The 15,355-nt window shown below is 69.7% G+C and carries 20 protein-coding genes; 10 read left to right on the forward strand and 10 right to left on the reverse strand.

The window, feature by feature from the left end:
- The first annotated feature begins 45 nt into the window (after positions 1–45).
- The 3 genes from AB0H64_RS36165 to AB0H64_RS36175 are packed head-to-tail and all read left to right on the forward strand — an operon-like array spanning position 46 to position 3,237.
- On the forward strand, positions 46–1,545 hold the full coding sequence (locus tag AB0H64_RS36165) for an FAD-dependent oxidoreductase (protein ID WP_357633852.1): 1,500 nt from the start codon (positions 46–48) through the stop codon (positions 1,543–1,545).
- 55 nt (positions 1,546–1,600) lie between these two features.
- Complete coding sequence (locus AB0H64_RS36170; RefSeq protein WP_357633855.1) at positions 1,601–2,866, forward strand: MFS transporter; 1,266 nt, start codon at positions 1,601–1,603, stop codon at positions 2,864–2,866.
- Positions 2,863–3,237, forward strand: a complete 375-nt coding sequence (locus tag AB0H64_RS36175; protein WP_357633858.1) for a metalloregulator ArsR/SmtB family transcription factor — start codon at positions 2,863–2,865, stop codon at positions 3,235–3,237. Before AB0H64_RS36170 ends, AB0H64_RS36175 begins: the two co-directional genes overlap by 4 nt.
- Before the next feature lie 35 nt (positions 3,238–3,272).
- Here AB0H64_RS36175 and AB0H64_RS36180 read toward each other — a convergent pair whose 3' ends face one another.
- From AB0H64_RS36180 to AB0H64_RS36200, 5 genes are all read right to left on the reverse strand, one after another.
- Positions 3,273–3,668 (reverse strand): arsenate reductase ArsC, encoded by a 396-nt coding sequence (locus tag AB0H64_RS36180; protein WP_357633860.1) that lies wholly within the window; start codon positions 3,666–3,668, stop codon positions 3,273–3,275.
- Positions 3,665–4,402, reverse strand: a complete 738-nt coding sequence (locus AB0H64_RS36185; protein ID WP_357633864.1) for an MIP/aquaporin family protein — start codon at positions 4,400–4,402, stop codon at positions 3,665–3,667. Before AB0H64_RS36185 ends, AB0H64_RS36180 begins: the two co-directional genes overlap by 4 nt.
- Positions 4,399–4,746: a metalloregulator ArsR/SmtB family transcription factor gene (locus AB0H64_RS36190; protein ID WP_357633867.1), complete on the reverse strand. Its 348-nt coding sequence runs from the start codon at positions 4,744–4,746 to the stop codon at positions 4,399–4,401. The genes AB0H64_RS36185 and AB0H64_RS36190 overlap by 4 nt, the downstream gene beginning before the upstream one ends.
- A 113-nt stretch (positions 4,747–4,859) precedes the next feature.
- Positions 4,860–5,387: an N-acetyltransferase family protein gene (locus AB0H64_RS36195; RefSeq protein WP_357633868.1), complete on the reverse strand. Its 528-nt coding sequence runs from the start codon at positions 5,385–5,387 to the stop codon at positions 4,860–4,862.
- Positions 5,388–5,399: 12 nt separating this feature from the next.
- On the reverse strand, positions 5,400–5,726 hold the full coding sequence (locus tag AB0H64_RS36200; RefSeq protein WP_357633870.1) for a metalloregulator ArsR/SmtB family transcription factor: 327 nt from the start codon (positions 5,724–5,726) through the stop codon (positions 5,400–5,402).
- Positions 5,727–5,921: 195 nt separating this feature from the next.
- On the opposite strand from AB0H64_RS36200, the gene AB0H64_RS36205 reads away from it, so the two are divergent.
- Positions 5,922–6,647, forward strand: coding sequence for an ABC transporter ATP-binding protein (locus AB0H64_RS36205; RefSeq protein ID WP_357633873.1), 726 nt, complete (start codon positions 5,922–5,924; stop codon positions 6,645–6,647).
- Positions 6,648–6,652: 5 nt separating this feature from the next.
- Positions 6,653–7,960, forward strand: a complete 1,308-nt coding sequence (locus tag AB0H64_RS36210) for an FtsX-like permease family protein (protein WP_357633876.1) — start codon at positions 6,653–6,655, stop codon at positions 7,958–7,960.
- A gap of 392 nt (positions 7,961–8,352) precedes the next feature.
- On the opposite strand, the gene AB0H64_RS36215 is transcribed toward AB0H64_RS36210, so the two are convergent.
- On the reverse strand, positions 8,353–9,576 hold the full coding sequence (locus AB0H64_RS36215) for an MFS transporter (RefSeq protein WP_357633878.1): 1,224 nt from the start codon (positions 9,574–9,576) through the stop codon (positions 8,353–8,355).
- A 72-nt stretch (positions 9,577–9,648) separates the two neighbouring features.
- Here AB0H64_RS36215 and AB0H64_RS36220 point away from each other — a divergent pair, with 72 nt between their 5' ends.
- On the forward strand, positions 9,649–10,491 hold the full coding sequence (locus AB0H64_RS36220; protein ID WP_357633881.1) for a LysR family transcriptional regulator: 843 nt from the start codon (positions 9,649–9,651) through the stop codon (positions 10,489–10,491).
- 76 nt (positions 10,492–10,567) lie between these two features.
- Here the strand turns inward: AB0H64_RS36220 and AB0H64_RS36225 are convergent, their stop codons facing one another.
- Positions 10,568–11,197, reverse strand: a complete 630-nt coding sequence (locus AB0H64_RS36225; RefSeq protein WP_357633882.1) for a hypothetical protein — start codon at positions 11,195–11,197, stop codon at positions 10,568–10,570.
- 93 nt (positions 11,198–11,290) lie between these two features.
- Here AB0H64_RS36225 and AB0H64_RS36230 point away from each other — a divergent pair, with 93 nt between their 5' ends.
- The 3 genes from AB0H64_RS36230 to AB0H64_RS36240 all read left to right on the forward strand — a co-directional run bounded on the left by AB0H64_RS36230 (position 11,291) and on the right by AB0H64_RS36240 (position 13,058).
- Complete coding sequence (locus tag AB0H64_RS36230; protein WP_357633884.1) at positions 11,291–11,842, forward strand: helix-turn-helix domain-containing protein; 552 nt, start codon at positions 11,291–11,293, stop codon at positions 11,840–11,842.
- Positions 11,843–11,902: 60 nt separating this feature from the next.
- On the forward strand, positions 11,903–12,436 hold the full coding sequence (locus AB0H64_RS36235; protein ID WP_357633887.1) for a hypothetical protein: 534 nt from the start codon (positions 11,903–11,905) through the stop codon (positions 12,434–12,436).
- A gap of 202 nt (positions 12,437–12,638) precedes the next feature.
- Positions 12,639–13,058 carry a DoxX family protein gene (locus AB0H64_RS36240; protein WP_357633889.1) on the forward strand — a complete coding sequence of 140 codons (420 nt, stop codon included), beginning with the start codon at positions 12,639–12,641 and terminating at the stop codon, positions 13,056–13,058.
- Between the two features lie 205 nt (positions 13,059–13,263).
- Here AB0H64_RS36240 and AB0H64_RS36245 read toward each other — a convergent pair whose 3' ends face one another.
- A complete protein-coding gene (locus AB0H64_RS36245; protein WP_357633891.1) occupies positions 13,264–13,422 on the reverse strand; it encodes a hypothetical protein in 159 nt (52 codons plus the stop codon).
- A 17-nt stretch (positions 13,423–13,439) separates the two neighbouring features.
- Positions 13,440–14,012 (reverse strand): dihydrofolate reductase family protein, encoded by a 573-nt coding sequence (locus AB0H64_RS36250; RefSeq protein ID WP_357633893.1) that lies wholly within the window; start codon positions 14,010–14,012, stop codon positions 13,440–13,442.
- 73 nt (positions 14,013–14,085) lie between these two features.
- Here AB0H64_RS36250 and AB0H64_RS36255 point away from each other — a divergent pair, with 73 nt between their 5' ends.
- Positions 14,086–14,658, forward strand: coding sequence for a TetR family transcriptional regulator (locus tag AB0H64_RS36255; protein WP_357633896.1), 573 nt, complete (start codon positions 14,086–14,088; stop codon positions 14,656–14,658).
- 124 nt (positions 14,659–14,782) lie between these two features.
- Here the strand turns inward: AB0H64_RS36255 and AB0H64_RS36260 are convergent.
- Positions 14,783–15,355 (reverse strand): TetR family transcriptional regulator (locus tag AB0H64_RS36260; RefSeq protein ID WP_357633899.1); only part of this gene is annotated, 573 nt, incomplete at its 5' end.

Raw genomic sequence — 15,355 nt, forward strand, 5'->3', positions numbered from 1 at the left:
AGTCTGATTCGAGCGACATCGAATCAAGGCGACGCAGGAGGAGCGATGAGCGAGAACGTCAGCGGCCAGGACCAGGGCCGGTCGGCCGCCGGGTGTTGTGGGGTCAGCGCCTGTTGTTCGCCCGCCGAACGGGCCCTGGAGCCCGGCGTCACAGTGGCGCAGGCCAAGGCCGACAGTGGCTGCGGTTGCGTGGCCGCCGAGGGTGGTGATGCGCTGCCGGTGGTGGTCATCGGCGCCGGGCCGGTGGGACTGGCCGCAGCCGCGCACCTGGCGGAGCGCGGTCTGGACTTCCTGGTGCTGGAGGCCGGGCAGCAGGCCGGCGCCTCAGTGGCACGGTGGGGGCACGTGCGGGTGTTCAGCCCGTGGAAGTACGACATCGACGCCGCCGCTCGCCGCCTGCTCACGGCCGCCGGCTGGAACGAGCCCGATCCCGACTGGCTGCCCACCGGCGCCGAACTCGTCGGCGACTACCTGGCCCCGCTGGCCGGGTTGCTGGGGGAGAGGGTGCGTACCGGCGCGCAGGTGACGGCGATCAGCCGCGTGGGCTTCGACAGGGTCCGCACCGCGGGACGTGAGCACGCCCCGTTCCTCATCCGCCTGGCCGGCGGCCAGGAGCTGCGTGCGCGGGCCGTCATCGACGCCTCGGGCACGTACACCAGCCCGAACGTCCTGGGCGCCAGTGGCCTGCCCGCCCACGGCGAGGAGGCGGCGGCCGACCTGATCGACCACGCTCTGCCGGACGTGCTCGGCGCCGACCGCGAGCGTTACGAGGGCCGCAGCGTGCTGGTGGTGGGAGCGGGTCACTCGGCCGCCACCACCTTGCTGGCGCTGGCCCAGTTGGACGGCACCACCATCACGTGGGCGATCCGCGCGGGCGACGCCCGCCGCGCCTACGGCGGAGGCGAAGCGGACGCACTCCCGGCGCGCGGTGCGCTCGGGACCCGGCTGCACGGCCTGGTCGCCTCCGGCCGCGTCCGGCTGCTGACCGGCTTCTTCACGCACGCGGTGGATCGGAACGGTGAGCGGGTGCGTGTGATCAGCCGTGCCCCGTCAGGCAACGAGGAGACGGTGGTCGTGGACCGGATCGTCGCCGCGACCGGCTACCGGCCGGACCATGCGGTCGCCTCCGAACTCCGGCTGGACCTCGATCCGATTCTCGGCTCCACTCGCGCACTCGCGCCCCTGATCGACCCGAACGCCCACTCCTGCGGCACCGTTCCGGCGCACGGCGTCGACGAGCTGGCCCACCCCGAGCCCGGCTACTACGCGATCGGTGTGAAGAGCTACGGCCGGGCGCCGACCTTCCTCATGGCCACCGGCTACGAGCAGGCCCGCTCTGTGGTGGCGGCGCTGGCCGGTGACTGGGAGGCCGCCCGCGACGTTCAGTTGGAGCTGCCGGAGACCGGTGTGTGCTCCTCCAACCTCGCTCAGGCACAGGAGCAGCGGGTCGGCCTGGCCACCGGAGTCAGCGGCGGGCTTCTCGGAACGCCCTTGCCGCTGGCGGGTGTGGCGGCTTCCGATGGTGGTGGGGGCTGCTGCGGCTGACCGGCCGCCGGGCTGGAACCCCGATGAGAATTCCGGGTCCGACCCCGGACCGAACATGAGCGGCCGGCGCGTGGTCGCTGCCCTGGCCGTCACCCAGACCGTCGGGTTCGGTGTCCTGTACTACGTCTTCTCGGTCCTGATCGCTCCCATGAGCCGTGACCTGCATGCCGGCGCCTCGGAGGTCGCGCTCGCGTTGACCTTGTCGGTCCTCGTCGCCGCGCTCGGCGCTCCACTGGCGGGGCGCTGGCTGGACGCCCACGGAGGCCGCCTGCTGATGAGCGCCGGCTCCGTCCTGGGCACCGTCGCCATGCTCGCCTGGTCGCGTGTCCAGGATGTGACGCAGCTGTACGCGGTGTTCGCGCTGATCGGCGTCGCTTCGGCCATGGTGTTGTACGAGGCCGCGTTCGCTGTCATCGTCACCTGGTTCGCCGGCCCCCGCCGCGCCGGCGCCCTGCTGGCGGTGACCGTGGTGGCCGGTTTCGCTTCTTCGATCTTCATGCCGCTCGCGGGGGTGCTCGTCGAGGCCCGCGGCTGGCGTGGAGCCCTGGTCGTCCTCGCTGTGATCTACGGCGTGACCGCCATCCCGCTGCACGCTTTCGCCCTGCGTCGGCCCCATCCAGCCGAGGCCGTCGAGCACACCGGGCCGGCCGGCGACAGCACCCCGGTCGACGCGGCGCCGGCTTCGTCGGAGGCCGATCGGCGGGCGGTGCTCGTGCGCGCCGCCACCCGTCAGAACGCGTTCTGGCTGCTGGCCGCGGCCTTCACGCTCCACGGCGGTGCTGTGGCGACCGTCTCGGTCCTGCTGGTCACCTTCCTGGTCCAACTTGGACACCCGCCCTTGCTGGCCGCGACCGTGGCCGGACTGCTGGGCGTGTTGTCGGTCACCGGCCGGCTGATCACCACCGGCCTGCAACGGCGCATGCCCGCTGCCCTGACAGCCGCCGCCGTCTTCACTCTGCAAGCCGTCGGCGCAGCCGTGCTGCCGCTGGTGGGGGACAGCCTCGGTGGCGCGATCGCCGGGGTGCTGCTGTTCGGCCTCGGCTTCGGCGTGGGCACGATCACCAAGCCCCACCTGCTGGCCGAGCGCTACAGCGTTCTCGCGTACGCCAGCCTGTCCGGCCGCATCGCCCTGCCGGCCACCATGGCGAAGGCCGGCGCACCTGCCGCGGCTCTGGCCATGGCGCACGCCACCGGCTACGGCTGGGTCCTGGCCGCGGTCACGCTGGCCTGCCTGACCGCCGCCGCCACGCTGGTGGCCTACCACCGTCTATCATTTAGACAGGCATCGAACCACCGTCCATGCCCGGAGGCCCCCGCATGACCGCCAACGCACTGCCCCTCCTCGACAGCGGCCAGGCAGAGGCGTGCTGCGCGCCCATCGCCCGCGAGCCGCTGGCCGAGGCCGACGCCGCCGATCTCGCCGCGCTGCTCAAGGCGGTCGCTGACCCGGTTCGGCTGCGCCTGCTGTCCATGATCGGTTCCCATGCCGGTGGTGAGGCGTGCGTGTGCGATCTGACCGACGCCTTCGACCTGACCGCGCCCACCATCAGCCACCACCTCAAGGTGTTGCGCATGGCGGGGCTGATCGACGGCGAGCGCCGCGGCACCTGGGTCTACTACCGGATCATCCCGGAGCAGGTCGCCCGGCTCGGCGCGCTGTTCACTCCGTTGGCCCAGCGAGCCGGGTCCTGACCAGGGCGTCAAGGCGTCCGACCGGCTGACCGGAATCACAAGCTGTCGACCAGCTTTTGGACACGGGCGCGGATCTCGTCACGGATCTGACGCACTGCCTCGATGTCCTGCCCGGCCGGGTCGTCGAGCTGCCAATCCTCGTACCGCTTGCCTGGGAAGACGGGGCAGGCATCCCCGCAGCCCATGGTGATGACCACGTCGGAGGCCTGCACCGTCTCCGGGGTGAGAATCTTCGGGTGTGCGGCGGTGATGTCGATGCCGGCCTCGCGCATCGCCTCGACGGCGACCGGGTTGACCTGCTCGGCCGGGGCCGAACCGGCTGAACGGACCTCGATGCGGTCGCCGGCCAGCTGGGTCAGCCAGCCGGCGGCCATCTGGGAGCGTCCGGCGTTGTGCACGCACACGAACAGGACACTGGGCCTGGCGTTCACGGGGTGGGTCCTTTCCGTCGCTGCGGATGAGGGAAGACGGGCTCGGGCGTGCCGGCCGGGGCTCGGCCGAACAAGCCGCGTACCAGCAGCAGTCCGACAGCGCCACCCACGAGCTGGGCTGCCACGAAACCGGGCACCGAGGTGGGGGCGATGCCGGCGAAGGTGTCGGAGAAGGCGCGGCCGATGGTGACCGCGGGGTTGGCGAAGCTGGTGGAGGAGGTGAACCAGTAGGCCGCCCCGATGTAGCCGCCCACCGCCACCGGGGCGAGCGTCGTACGCCCGCTGCGGGTGAGCGAGAAGATCACCAGCAACAGTCCTGCGGTCGCGACCACCTCGCCGAGCCACAGGTGAGCGCCTGCCCGGTCATGGGCGGACCAGGTGATCGCCGGTCGGTCGAACATCGCGTTCGCCAGGACCGCACCACTGATGCCGCCCAGGAGTTGCGCGGCGATGTAGGCGCCGAGTTCCCGCGTCCGCAGACCGATGCCGCTCCGCCGGCCCTGCCACCAGTCGGCCAGCGACACCACGGGATTGAGGTGCGCGCCGGAAACCGGACCGAGAACGACGATCAGCACGGCGAGGCCGAAGACGGTGGCGGTGGAGTTCTCCAGTAGTTGCAGGCCGACGTCGTGCGGGGACAAGGTCTGGGCCATGACGCCGGAGCCGACCACCACGGTCACCAGCAGTGCCGTGCCCAGGAACTCAGCGAGAAGACGGCGTGGCAGAGGCGTCATGGAGTCATCTCAGCAGGGAGGGAGAGCAACGCGGACAACTGGGCCAGGCGATCCGGCACGAGACGGTAGTACACCCAGGAGGCCCGTCGCTGTGAGGTGAGCAGGCCGGCGTCCTTGAGCACCTTGAGATGGTGGCTGATCGTCGGCTGTCCCAGGTCGAAGCTCGCGTTCAGGTCGCACACGCACGCCTCGCCGCTTTCGTGGCCGGCCACGATCGACAGGATGCGCAGCCGTACGGGGTCGCCGAGTGCCTTGAACGCCCGTGCGAGGCCGGCCGCCTCCTCCTCGCCGAGTGGTTCCCGCGCCAGTTGCGAGCAGCACTCCAGCAGGTTCAGTTCCTCCATCACCTGTCCTCATCGGCATTCATCGATATCGACAGGAATCGATGTTGACAGGTGGCGATGTCCAGACGGTGACGAAGGGGTGAACCAAACGTGGACAGGCTCGGCGACGAAGCTCAGATGCTTCGGCTGCGCCTCTCGATCAACACGACGTCTCGCCAGGCTCCGTGGTGCCGGCCGATGCGCTCGCGGGTGCCCACGACACGAAAGCCGAGCGCCTGGTGCAGTGCCAGGCTGGCCTGGTTCTCGGGGAAGACGCCCGACTGAAGGGTCCAGATCCCCGCGTCTTCGCACGCGCGGACGAAGGCCGTCAGCAGGGAGCGACCGACGCCCTGTGCCTGGCATCCTGGGTGAACGTAGATGCTGTGCTCCACAACCCCGGCGTACACGGGGCGGGCCGACACCGCCGAGGCGGCCGCCCAGCCGAGGATTTCGCCGGTGCCGGTGTCGGCGGCCACACAGCGGAGGTGCGGCAGCTTGCCCGAGGTGAAGCCCTCCCAGCTCGGTGCCGTGATCTCGAAGCTGGCCTGGCCGGTGTCCAGCCCGGCCTGATAGATCGCCAGGACTTCGTCCGCGTCCGCCTCGCGCATCGGCCGAATCTCCATGCCTGGCCCGGCCGGCGGTCTGATCTCCTCGTGGGCCATGGTCGGCGCTCCTCAGTCACAGGTCGGGGTTGCCGGGACGGGATTGCCCATGACGACGTCCGCGGCTGTCGGAAAGCAGCTCACGCAGTTCTCGTTGATCCGGTAGAGGCTGGAGGTCCCCCGCCGTTCCAGCAGGACGAACCGCACCTCGGCCAGGATCTTCAGGTGGTGCGACACGGTTGACTGGCCCACCCCGGAGACGGCCACGATCTCGCCCACAGTCATCGGCTCGCGCCTGCGGGCCAGCAGCGACACGATCTGAATCCGCGTCGCGTCGGCCAGCGCCTTGAACCAGCTCGCGTACTCTTCCGCCGCTTCGCGATCGAGCGGCCCGCTCATCGGCTCCATCGTTAATCGACGATAATCGATAAAATGTCGGAAGGGAAGCGGCTGGACCGAAGTCGGCGATCATCGGATCTGCTGTCGGCATCGCGCTCTCAGGGTCGAGGTCAGGGGACGAGCGGCGAGTCCAAGGGGCCGGTCAGGGAGATGCCCGATGGGCGTTGGCGCACGTTCTCCGGAAGGCTGCTGATCATGGTTGATCACGCGGTCCTCCTTGAGGGAGTGACCAGGACATACGGGAATGGCAGTACCGAGGTGGCGGCGCTCCGGCAGGTCAGCGTCGGCTTCACGCGTGGCAGTTTCACCGCCGTGATGGGTCCCTCGGGGTCGGGCAAGAGCACGCTGCTGCAGTGCGCGTCGGGGCTGGACCGGCCGGATTCGGGCGCGGTCCTCGTCGCCGGACAGGACATCACCCGCCTCGGCGAGAAGGAGTTGGCGGTGTTGCGCCGCGATCGGATCGGCATCGTCTTCCAGGCGTTCAACCTGGTGCCGTCGCTGACCGCGTGGCAGAACGTGATCCTGCCCAGCAGACTTGCCAGGCGGCGGCCCGAACCCGCACGCGTGCGCGAGTTGCTGAACCGGGTGGGGCTGGCCGGGCGGGAAGGGCATCGCCCGGCGCAGTTGTCCGGTGGTCAGCAGCAGCGGGTGGCGATCGCCCGCGCCCTGCTGGGCAGGCCGGAGGTGCTGTTCGCCGACGAGCCGACGGGGGCGCTGGACCGCCGCACCGGGCACGAGGTGCTGGTGTTGCTGCGGGAGGCGGTCGACGCGTTCGGTCAGACCGTGGTGATGGTCACACATGATCCGGAGGCGGCGGCCCGCGCCGACAGCGTGCTGGTCCTGACGGACGGACGGATCGTCGATGTCCTGGACAGGCCCTCGGCGGAGCAGATCGGCCTGCGGCTGGGCGGCCTCCGGTGACACTCGTGCTGGCTTGGAACAACATCCGGTGCAATCGGATGGGCTTCGCCGCCTCGTTCGCGGCGGTGATCTTCGCTGTGATGCTGGTCGGCGGCAGCGCGCTCGTGGTCGTGGCCGCCGGCGCGCGCCACGAGTTGAACGGCGTCATGGGGCTGCTGGTGCTGTCGGCCCTGGTGTCAGGGTTCGTGTCCGTCTTCGTGGTCGCGGGCACGCTGAGCCTGCACGTGCTGCGCCAGCGCAGGACATGGGGGCTGCTGCGGTCGGTCGGCATGACGCCGCGGCAGGTGGGCCGGCTCATCATGGCGGAGGCGCTGGTGGTGGCCGTGCTGGCGAGCGTGGCGGGCTGCCTGCTGGCCGTGCCGTACGCAGCCTTGATGGCGGCGTTCATGCGGATGACCGGCTTGGCGCCCGCGGGGGTCCCGGTGGAGGCCACGACCGGGCCGTTCGTCCTGGCTTTGGTGGTGGGGATGGCGGTGACGCTGTTGGCGGCCCGGGTCGCGACACGCAAGGCGGTCGGTGTGGGGCCGCTGGAGGTGCTGCGGGACAGCGCGGCACAGCGGCGGCTGCTGCCTTGGCCCAGGGCGGTCGTCGGGGTGGCGGCGCTGGCGGGCGGGGGCGTGCTGTTGTCCCTGGTGCCGCAGCAGGTGAAGGTGTCGGTCGCAGTGCCGACGGCGCTGGGGGCGACGATGGCGCTCTGCGTGGGCGCCTCTGCGCTGGGTCCCGTCCTGTTGCGCGGGATGGGGTGGCTGCTCGGGGCCGTGGTGGCGTGGCTCGATCCGGGTGCCGGGATGCTGGCCGGTTCTTCCTTGGTCACCCAGCCGCGGCGGGCGATGGCGGCGGCCTCTCCGGTGATGTTGACCGTGGCGCTGGCGTGCACCTTCCTGTTCGCCGTGACGACCACCGACGTGGCGGCGGGCGTCGTCCGTACCGGGCCGTCGGCGTGGGTGGCCCCCTTGCTGGTGGGCTCGACGGTGGTCTACACCGTGATCTCGGTGCTCAACGCGACGGCCATGACGATGAGCGAGCGGGCGGAGGAGATCCGGCTGCTGCGGACTGTCGGGACCACGCCGCGGCAGCTCGCCAGAGCATTGTGCTGGGAGATGATGATCGTGACGTTCGTCGGAACGCTGCTGGGGACGGGCATCGCCGCCGCTTCGCTCAGCGCGCTCGGGGAGGCCGTAACCGGTAAGCCGTGGTTCGCCTACTCTCTGCCGCAGTATGTCGGGCTGGTGCTGATCTGCGCGGCGAGCAGTCTCGCCGGAGGACTGGCCGCCACACGTCGGTCGCGGTGCGGGTCCCTGACGTCGTCGTGAGGCAGGGTGAAGGCTGCGCGCCGGGCTTCACCGGTTCCGCACCTGTGGACGGTCCGAAGGATCGATGCCGGGTCAGCTTTCGGGGCCGCGGATGCCCTCAAGCAGAAGCGTGACATGCCTGCGCCAGCCACCGGCGCCGGTCATGTTGGCCATGGCGCCACGGGTGATGAGGACGAAGTCATCAGCGCGGATAGGCTTGTGGTTCGATGATCGCATTCGAGAAATCACCTGAGCACAACCTCGTCCTGTCGACGTGAGCGCGACAGTTCGCGAGCCCCCTGACCTGCTTCAGCGATGGGATGGCCCGCCGGACTCACGACCCTCGAGCTGCGTGCCCGTGGCCGTGCCTGGCTCGTTGCCGGCCGTACGCCCATGACCGTACCGGGCTGACGTCATGGGGTCGGCGCGACGGCGTCGCAGGGCTCGAGTGCCTGCGATGAGGACGACGCAGACGGTGCGGCGGGTGACCAGCGCGAGAGCAGGTATCCCGTCAGTGCGGCGAGCAGGCCGGCCAGGCCCGCCGCCGCGAAGCCGCCCGCCGGCACGGACGCGTCGATCGCCACTCCCACGACCGGGGAGCCGAGTGCGAACCCCGCGCTCGCCGCCGAGGCCTGCAGGCCGGTCGCCTCACCTCGCACACTGGCCGGCGTCAGCCGGCTCACCGCGTCGGAGACCGTGGAGAGGGTCGGGGCGGTGAGCAGCCCGGCACCGATGACGGCCACACACAGCCAAGCCCAGTCATGGGCAAGCCCGGCCGGAATCGTCGCCAGCCCGAGCAGACCGAGGAGTAGCCAGGTGGGCATCGACCGGGGGAGCGCTCCGTACACCAGACCGCCCACGACGGACATCACCCCGAGTACGGCGACGACCATGGCCGCCCACGAGACCTGACCGGCTTCTTCGAGAGTGGCGACGACGGCCAGATCGATGCCGCTGAGCAGCATCGCGGTGCCGAACCCCATCGTCAGAACGGCGATCAGGCGCGATCCCAGCCACTCCCGGCGCCGGGGCCGGCGTGCTGCGTCGCCGTCCGCCTCGTTCTCGGCCCGCAGCGGCGGGTTGAGCAGGGCGATTCCCGCCCCACCGGCGACGATCGCGGCGCCCACCCCCCATGCCACCACGCCGGGGGACGCCTTCGCCGCGCAAAGGATCACCACCGCCGGGCCCACCATGTACGACAGTTCGCCCGCCACCGACTCCAGCGCGAACGCCGCTCGCCGCTGACCTGCCGTCGTCATCGCGGCGATCGCCTGTCTGGTGACCGACTGGACCGGCACCATCAGCAGACCGGCGGCGAAGGAGGCGCCCAGCAGGATCACGTACGGCAGCACCGGCACGGTCAGCCAGAACACGAGCTGCGGGACGACCGTGGCCAGCAGCACAGTGCGCAGGCCCCGCCGGTCGATCATCCGGCCCAGCAGCGGCCCGCCCAGCGCGACTCCGGTGGTGAGCGCCGCCGCCACGGCTCCCGCCGCCGCGTAGCTCATGTCGAGGGCAAGCACGACGTACATCGTCAGCGCCATCACGTCCGCCGTGATCGCGGCACGGGCGAGCAGTGAAATGACCAGCAGTGGCGTCAGCCCCGGCACCGCGAGCACCTGTCGAAATCTGGTCACCGGTTTGAGGGTAGATAGCCCGTTATGCCATAGGAAGTCGTCAATTCGGTGGACCAGGCATAATGAAAACTTATGGCACGTGATCTCGAGACCGCGCTGCTGCGGTCGTTCGTCGCCGCCGTGCGAGCGGGCAGCATCAGCCGTGCGGCGGCGGCGCTCGGCCATACCCAGCCCGCGCTCAGCCAGCAGTTGCGCAAGCTGGAGAGGGCCATCGGCAGTCCGTTGCTGCACCGGGCGCCGTCCGGCGTCTCGCCGACCCGGGCGGGTGAGGAGCTGCTGCCCTACGCCGAGCGCATCCTCGCGTTGTCGGCACAGGCGCTCGCCGAAACGGGACGTGCGCTCACCGGGCACTGCGGCGTGGGACTGCTCGAAGATCTTGCCGTTTCCCGTCTCCCTCAGGCACTCGCCGACCTCGCGCGACTGCACCCCGACGCGACGTTGGAGGTGCTCGTTCTTTCCGACGCGGCGATGCGGGAGGCCTACGACACGGGCCGTGTCCAGCTCGTGCTCGACGAGGTCCCGGATCTTCCCTGGCCGCCGCGCTGGACGGTGCGTCTGCCGCTGGTATGGGCGGTCGGGCGGGGTGTCGCCGCCGACGCCGATCCGCTGCCGGTGGTGCTGTTCTCGAACACGTGCGCCTGGCGAACATCGGTGCTGGAAACGCTGGAAGGCGCCGGGCGCCGCTGGCGGGTGGCGTTCGAGAGCAACAGTCTCGCCGGAGTGCTCGCCGCGCTACGGGCCGGGCTCGGGGTCGCGGCGCTCATGCCCGCCAACCTCGAGCCGGCGATGGCCTGCCACGACGCGGCCGCGTTGCCGGCTCTGCCGGACGTCGAACTCGGCCTTGCCCGCCGCCCCGGTACCGAAGGTGACGCGCTCATCGACGCCGTGGAGACCGCTCTGCGGCGGATGATCTGAGCTGCCGCGCGGACCCAGCCGGACTCGAGATCAGCGACGAGGACGCGCGCGCGGTCCGGCGGCAGACTGCCAACCGCTACGGCGTGAGCGCATCGGCGGCCGGGGTCGCCGGCTTCAGCAGTCGCCATCCCAGGGGCGCCAGGACCAGCCACATGCACAGGACCGCGAACGGCATGAGGACCTGGCGGCCGGGTCCGTCCAGCACTTCGTAGGTGATGAACAGGGCCAGGGTGGCCAGGAAGAGCGTCAGGGTCGTCGTGCCGATTCGCCTCAGGACGGCCAGCTGGATGATCAGAACCAGGAGCCCCAGGTAGACAAGCTGGGTGCCGAATCCGTACAGGATCGCCTCTGCTGCCGGGACGCTTCGGATCTGCTGGTCCAGGACCTCCCACTGCGCATGATTGTCGGTGGCGAAGCCGACATACAGGTCGACGACCATCTCGGCGATCGAGGCGGTGACGCTGATCAGCGCCACCGCCAGGCTCACCCTGGCGAGCATCTGCCCGGCACCGCGGCTTCGGACCCGGCGAAACAGTTCGACGCAGGCGATGGCGAGCATGACGAAACCGATGAGCCACACCGTGTGCGCGATCGTCGTCCATGGCTCGACTCCTTCGTTGCCGCCGAACCTCATGAAGGTCCAGCCGCCGAGCTGCCCGACCGGCGCCAGGATGAGCGACCACCCGGCGATTCGATTCCAGATCATGGGCCCGACCCTAGCCTTACAGAATTTTTTCTGCAAGTTTTTCTCTGCATGAAACTTTCTGCATAATGGTCTCGGCACGGCTAAGCTGGTCAGATGTCCACGGAACCGGTCATGCACACCCCGGCGGCGATGAAGGCACTCGCCAGCCCACTGCGGCGAGAGATCCTCAGGCACCTCGCCCAGCACGGGCCGGCCACCTCGACCACGCTGGCCAAAGCCATGGGCCAGAACACCGGGACCACCAGCTACCACCTGCGGATGCTGTCCGACACCGGATTCGTGACCGAGTTGCGCGACCGCGCCAAAGGGCGCGAACGCTGGTGGGACGTCGTCAAAGCCGACCGCCGGATGCCCCCCCGCGAAGAACTGACCGACACCGAGCAGGACCTCGCCGAGCGACTGGGCGACTCCAGGCTGGCCGAGGACCTACGACTGCTGTCGGCCTTCGTCCACAACCGGGACGAGGCCGGCGACTGGCAGCAGGGCTCCCGCGCCAGCGCCTTCATGACCAAGGCACAGCTCAAGGAATTCCACGAGGAGTACCTCAAACTGGTCCACCGCTTCAGCGTCGACCGCGACAACGCACCCGCCGACGCCCGGATGATCCTGCTGCGCTGGATCGGTTTCCCCGACCCCCGCGGGTGAGTTTCCCGGCCCGACGGTTGGCTGATGCGCTTGGTCCTGATGACAGGGCAAGATCGTCCCATGCGCCTGACTCGCAACCCCTTCGCCCTGTTCTTCACCGGGGCCACCGGACTCGCCTCGCTCCTGACGCTCATCGAGGCGAGCACTCCCGGCCTGTCCTACTGGGCGTTGGCGCTGGCGTTGTTCTGGCTGGCGCTCGCCATCACCATGGCCTGGCGTGCACGGGTGCCGGGCCCTGGCGAGCGCCGACGGGCGGGACCCTGGATGTTCGTCCCGCTCGCACTGGTGCTGGGCACGGTACTGCTGGTCGAACTCGACGCGCCCCTGCACGCGCGCTTCGCCATGTCGGAGCCGAGCCTGGAGCGCCACGCGAGGTCGGTGCGCGACGACTATGTGAGCCGTCGGTGGTGGGGCCTGTACTGGGTGGACGACGTGGAGAAGATTCCCGGGGGAGCGAGGTTCATGGTCACCTCGCTCACGATGAATTGGAAGAGCTACGGCTTCGCCTACAGCCCGAATGGGGCGCCGGACCCTGAAGAGGGAGTGTACGAACACTTCACGGGCCCTTGGTACATCTGGACCGACGGGCCCTGAACCCGACACCCGCGTTTCCATGTGCAGATGAAAGTTTCATGGAAGTGCCCATTCATGCCGGCGAGTTTGGCCCCGTGGCGTACATGACATGGTTTTGGAACGATCCGCTGAACCGGGTGGCGTTGACAAGTGGGACAGGGCTGAAGGATCTTGCTTGGGAGCGCTCCCATATGTGACTTCATTTCTGGGAAAGGGCAGTGCGGTGGATCTGTTGAAGAAGAATCAGGACCTTTTCCTGGCCCTGTACCGCGCCGTGACCGGCCTGCTGTTCGCCTGCCACGGCGCGGCCACGCTCTTCGACGTGTTGGGAGGACCGCAGGGCCCTGCGCCCGGCTTCGGACAATGGCCCGGATGGTGGGCCGCCGTCATCGAGCTGATCGGCGGCGCCCTCGTCCTGCTCGGACTGGCCGCCCGCGCCGCCGCCGTCATCTGCTCGGGCACCATGGCCTACGCCTACTTCATCGTCCACCAACCGCAAGCGTTGTTCCCGATCGAGAACGGCGGCGAGAGGGCCGCGCTCTTCTGCTGGGGTTTCCTGCTCATCGCCGTGCTCGGACCCGGCCGCTGGGCACTTTCCGCACTGCTCACGCCGTCGCGAGCCCTCGCGGAAGACAGGAGATGAGTGGCTGGCCGTCCTGATTCAGCGCTCGCGTCCTCGATGCGATGGCCGCTCGCCGCGTGGCGGGTGGGAGTGCAGCACAGCCGGCCGGCGGGCAGCAGCGCGAGCACCCCGACGGTCAGGAACAAGCCGCCCAGTTGCCCGGCCGCCATGACGACGTACGGCCACCTCCTGGTGGAACGTGCGGAGGGCGGCAGGGCCGGCCCTCTCAGTACCCGCTGCGGCGAGGGGCGGCGGTCGGGCGGCGGGAGAGGTTGGTCCGGCCCGTGGGCTTGAGATCGCGCGCCGGATGTTCGTGCTGGTGCGGCGATCGGGACTGGTGGTCGGCCTTGGCCTGGTTGATCGCGGCTGGGAGTTTGATACGCACGTTTCCTCCTTGCGGTTCTAGGCCCTGGTGAGCCAGGTGACCTGGGCGCCGTTGTCGAAGGACTCGCGCCGGGTGGGGGTGAACAGGGTCGGGCGGAACTGTCCGGAGAACATGGGGACGCCCGTGCCCGCCACCACGGGGTAGCTCTTGAGGATGATCTCGTCGATCTCCGGGAGCAGGGAGGCGGCGAGCTTGCCGCCGCCGCAGAGGTAGATGTCCATGCCGGTGTCCTCCGCCTTCAGCCGCCGGACGAGCTCGATCGGGTCGCCGGTCTCCACCTGCACCGTCGGGTCGTCGATCTGCAACGTCCGGGAGATGACGTACTGGCGCAGGTGGGAGTACGGGCTGGTGGTGGGGACCTCCAAGGCCGGCTCGTAGGTGCCGCGGCCCATCACCAGGGTGTCGAAGACCTTGTTGGGCACGCCGTCAAGGCCAACGAGCTTGCGGATGTGGGTGGGGAGCGTCTCGGGATAACGGGCGTTGATCCACTCGGTCATCTGGTCCGACATGGGGTAGAAGTCGAACTCGGCGTTGGGGCCCGCGATGTAGCCGTCGAGAGAGACGGCGACGTAGTACACAAGCTTTCGCATACTGATTCAGCTCCATCTATAGTACTCTGAATGAAGTGGTTTGAACGTAGTACTACACATGGAGTGGTGTCAAGTGCGGACGAATCCTGAGCGACGGCAGGCGCTGATCGACGCGGCCATCGAGGTGCTGGCCAGGGAGGGAGCGCGAGGGCTGACCTTCCGGGCCGTCGATGCGGAGGCGGCCGTACCCGCGGGCACGGCCTCCAACTACTTCGCCAGCCGCGACGACCTGTTCACCCAGGTCGGGGGACGCATCTATGAACGGTTGCTGCCCGACGAGGCCACGATCACCCGTCACCGTGAGGGCGCGCAGGACGAGACCCGCTATGCCGAGCTCATGCACGAGCTGGTGGACCGGGTCGCCGCCTTCAACTCCGGCTACCTGGCGCTGCTCGAGCTCCGGCTGGAGTCCACCCGGCGCCCTGAGCTGCGCGCCGTGCTGACCAAGCGCATCCGCGAGGACATCGACGCCAACATCGGCTACCACGCCACCTCAGGTCTGCCCGGCGACTCGACCTCCGTGGTGCTCCTCTATCTCGCACTGAACTGGCTCATCGTGGAGCGGCTGACACTGCCCGACATCTTCACTCAGCAGGAGATCCACGAGCTGGTGGACGCCGCCGTACGAAGATCGCTGAATGCCTGACCGGTAAGGCCACCCGACGGTCCGGGGTCTGTTCCGCGGGGCCGGCATCCAGATTCGGTCGGGGGCGAGCTGCGCCGGCGGCTGGGGCGGCAACCCGCCCGGCCGCGGCGACGTCGCGGCCGCGTCAGGCGGAGGCGTAGCCGGCCAGGGCGGGCTCCAGCAGGTCGAAGGCTCGGGTGGCTTCGGCGGCGATCGTGTGGGCGATCTGGTCGTTGGGGTGTCCGGCGAGGGTGAGGGCCTGGATGCGGTGAAACAGCACGCGGTGGACGGTGCCTAGCAGGGCGGCGGCGGTCTGCACGGTGATGTCGTCGGACTGGGCGGCGGTGACGTCGGCGAGCGCCTGGGCGAGGTGGTGTTCGCGCTGGTCATGCAGGCCGCGCAGGCAGACGGTCAGCGTGGGGCTGTCGGCGATCATGCGGGCGAACTCCTGGCCGGAGAATCCGGCGACCGGGTCCTGCGCGGCCACGGCGTCGGCGAACGCGCGGCGCAGCGCGGCCAGCGCTGACTCCCCCGGGCGTCGCGCGGTGACGGCACGGGCCAGGGAGGCGGCGAACACCCCCTGATGGTCCAGGGCCAGGTCTTCCTTGCGCGGGAAGTAGTTCGTGACGGTCTTCTTGGCGACGCGGGCGGCGGCGGCGATCTCGGCGATGGTCGTCTGCTCGAAGCCCTGGGCGATGAACAGCCGGGTCGCGTGATC

It is taken from the genome of Nonomuraea sp. NPDC050733 (assembly GCF_040654215.1).
Lineage (GTDB): Bacteria > Actinomycetota > Actinomycetes > Streptosporangiales > Streptosporangiaceae > Nonomuraea.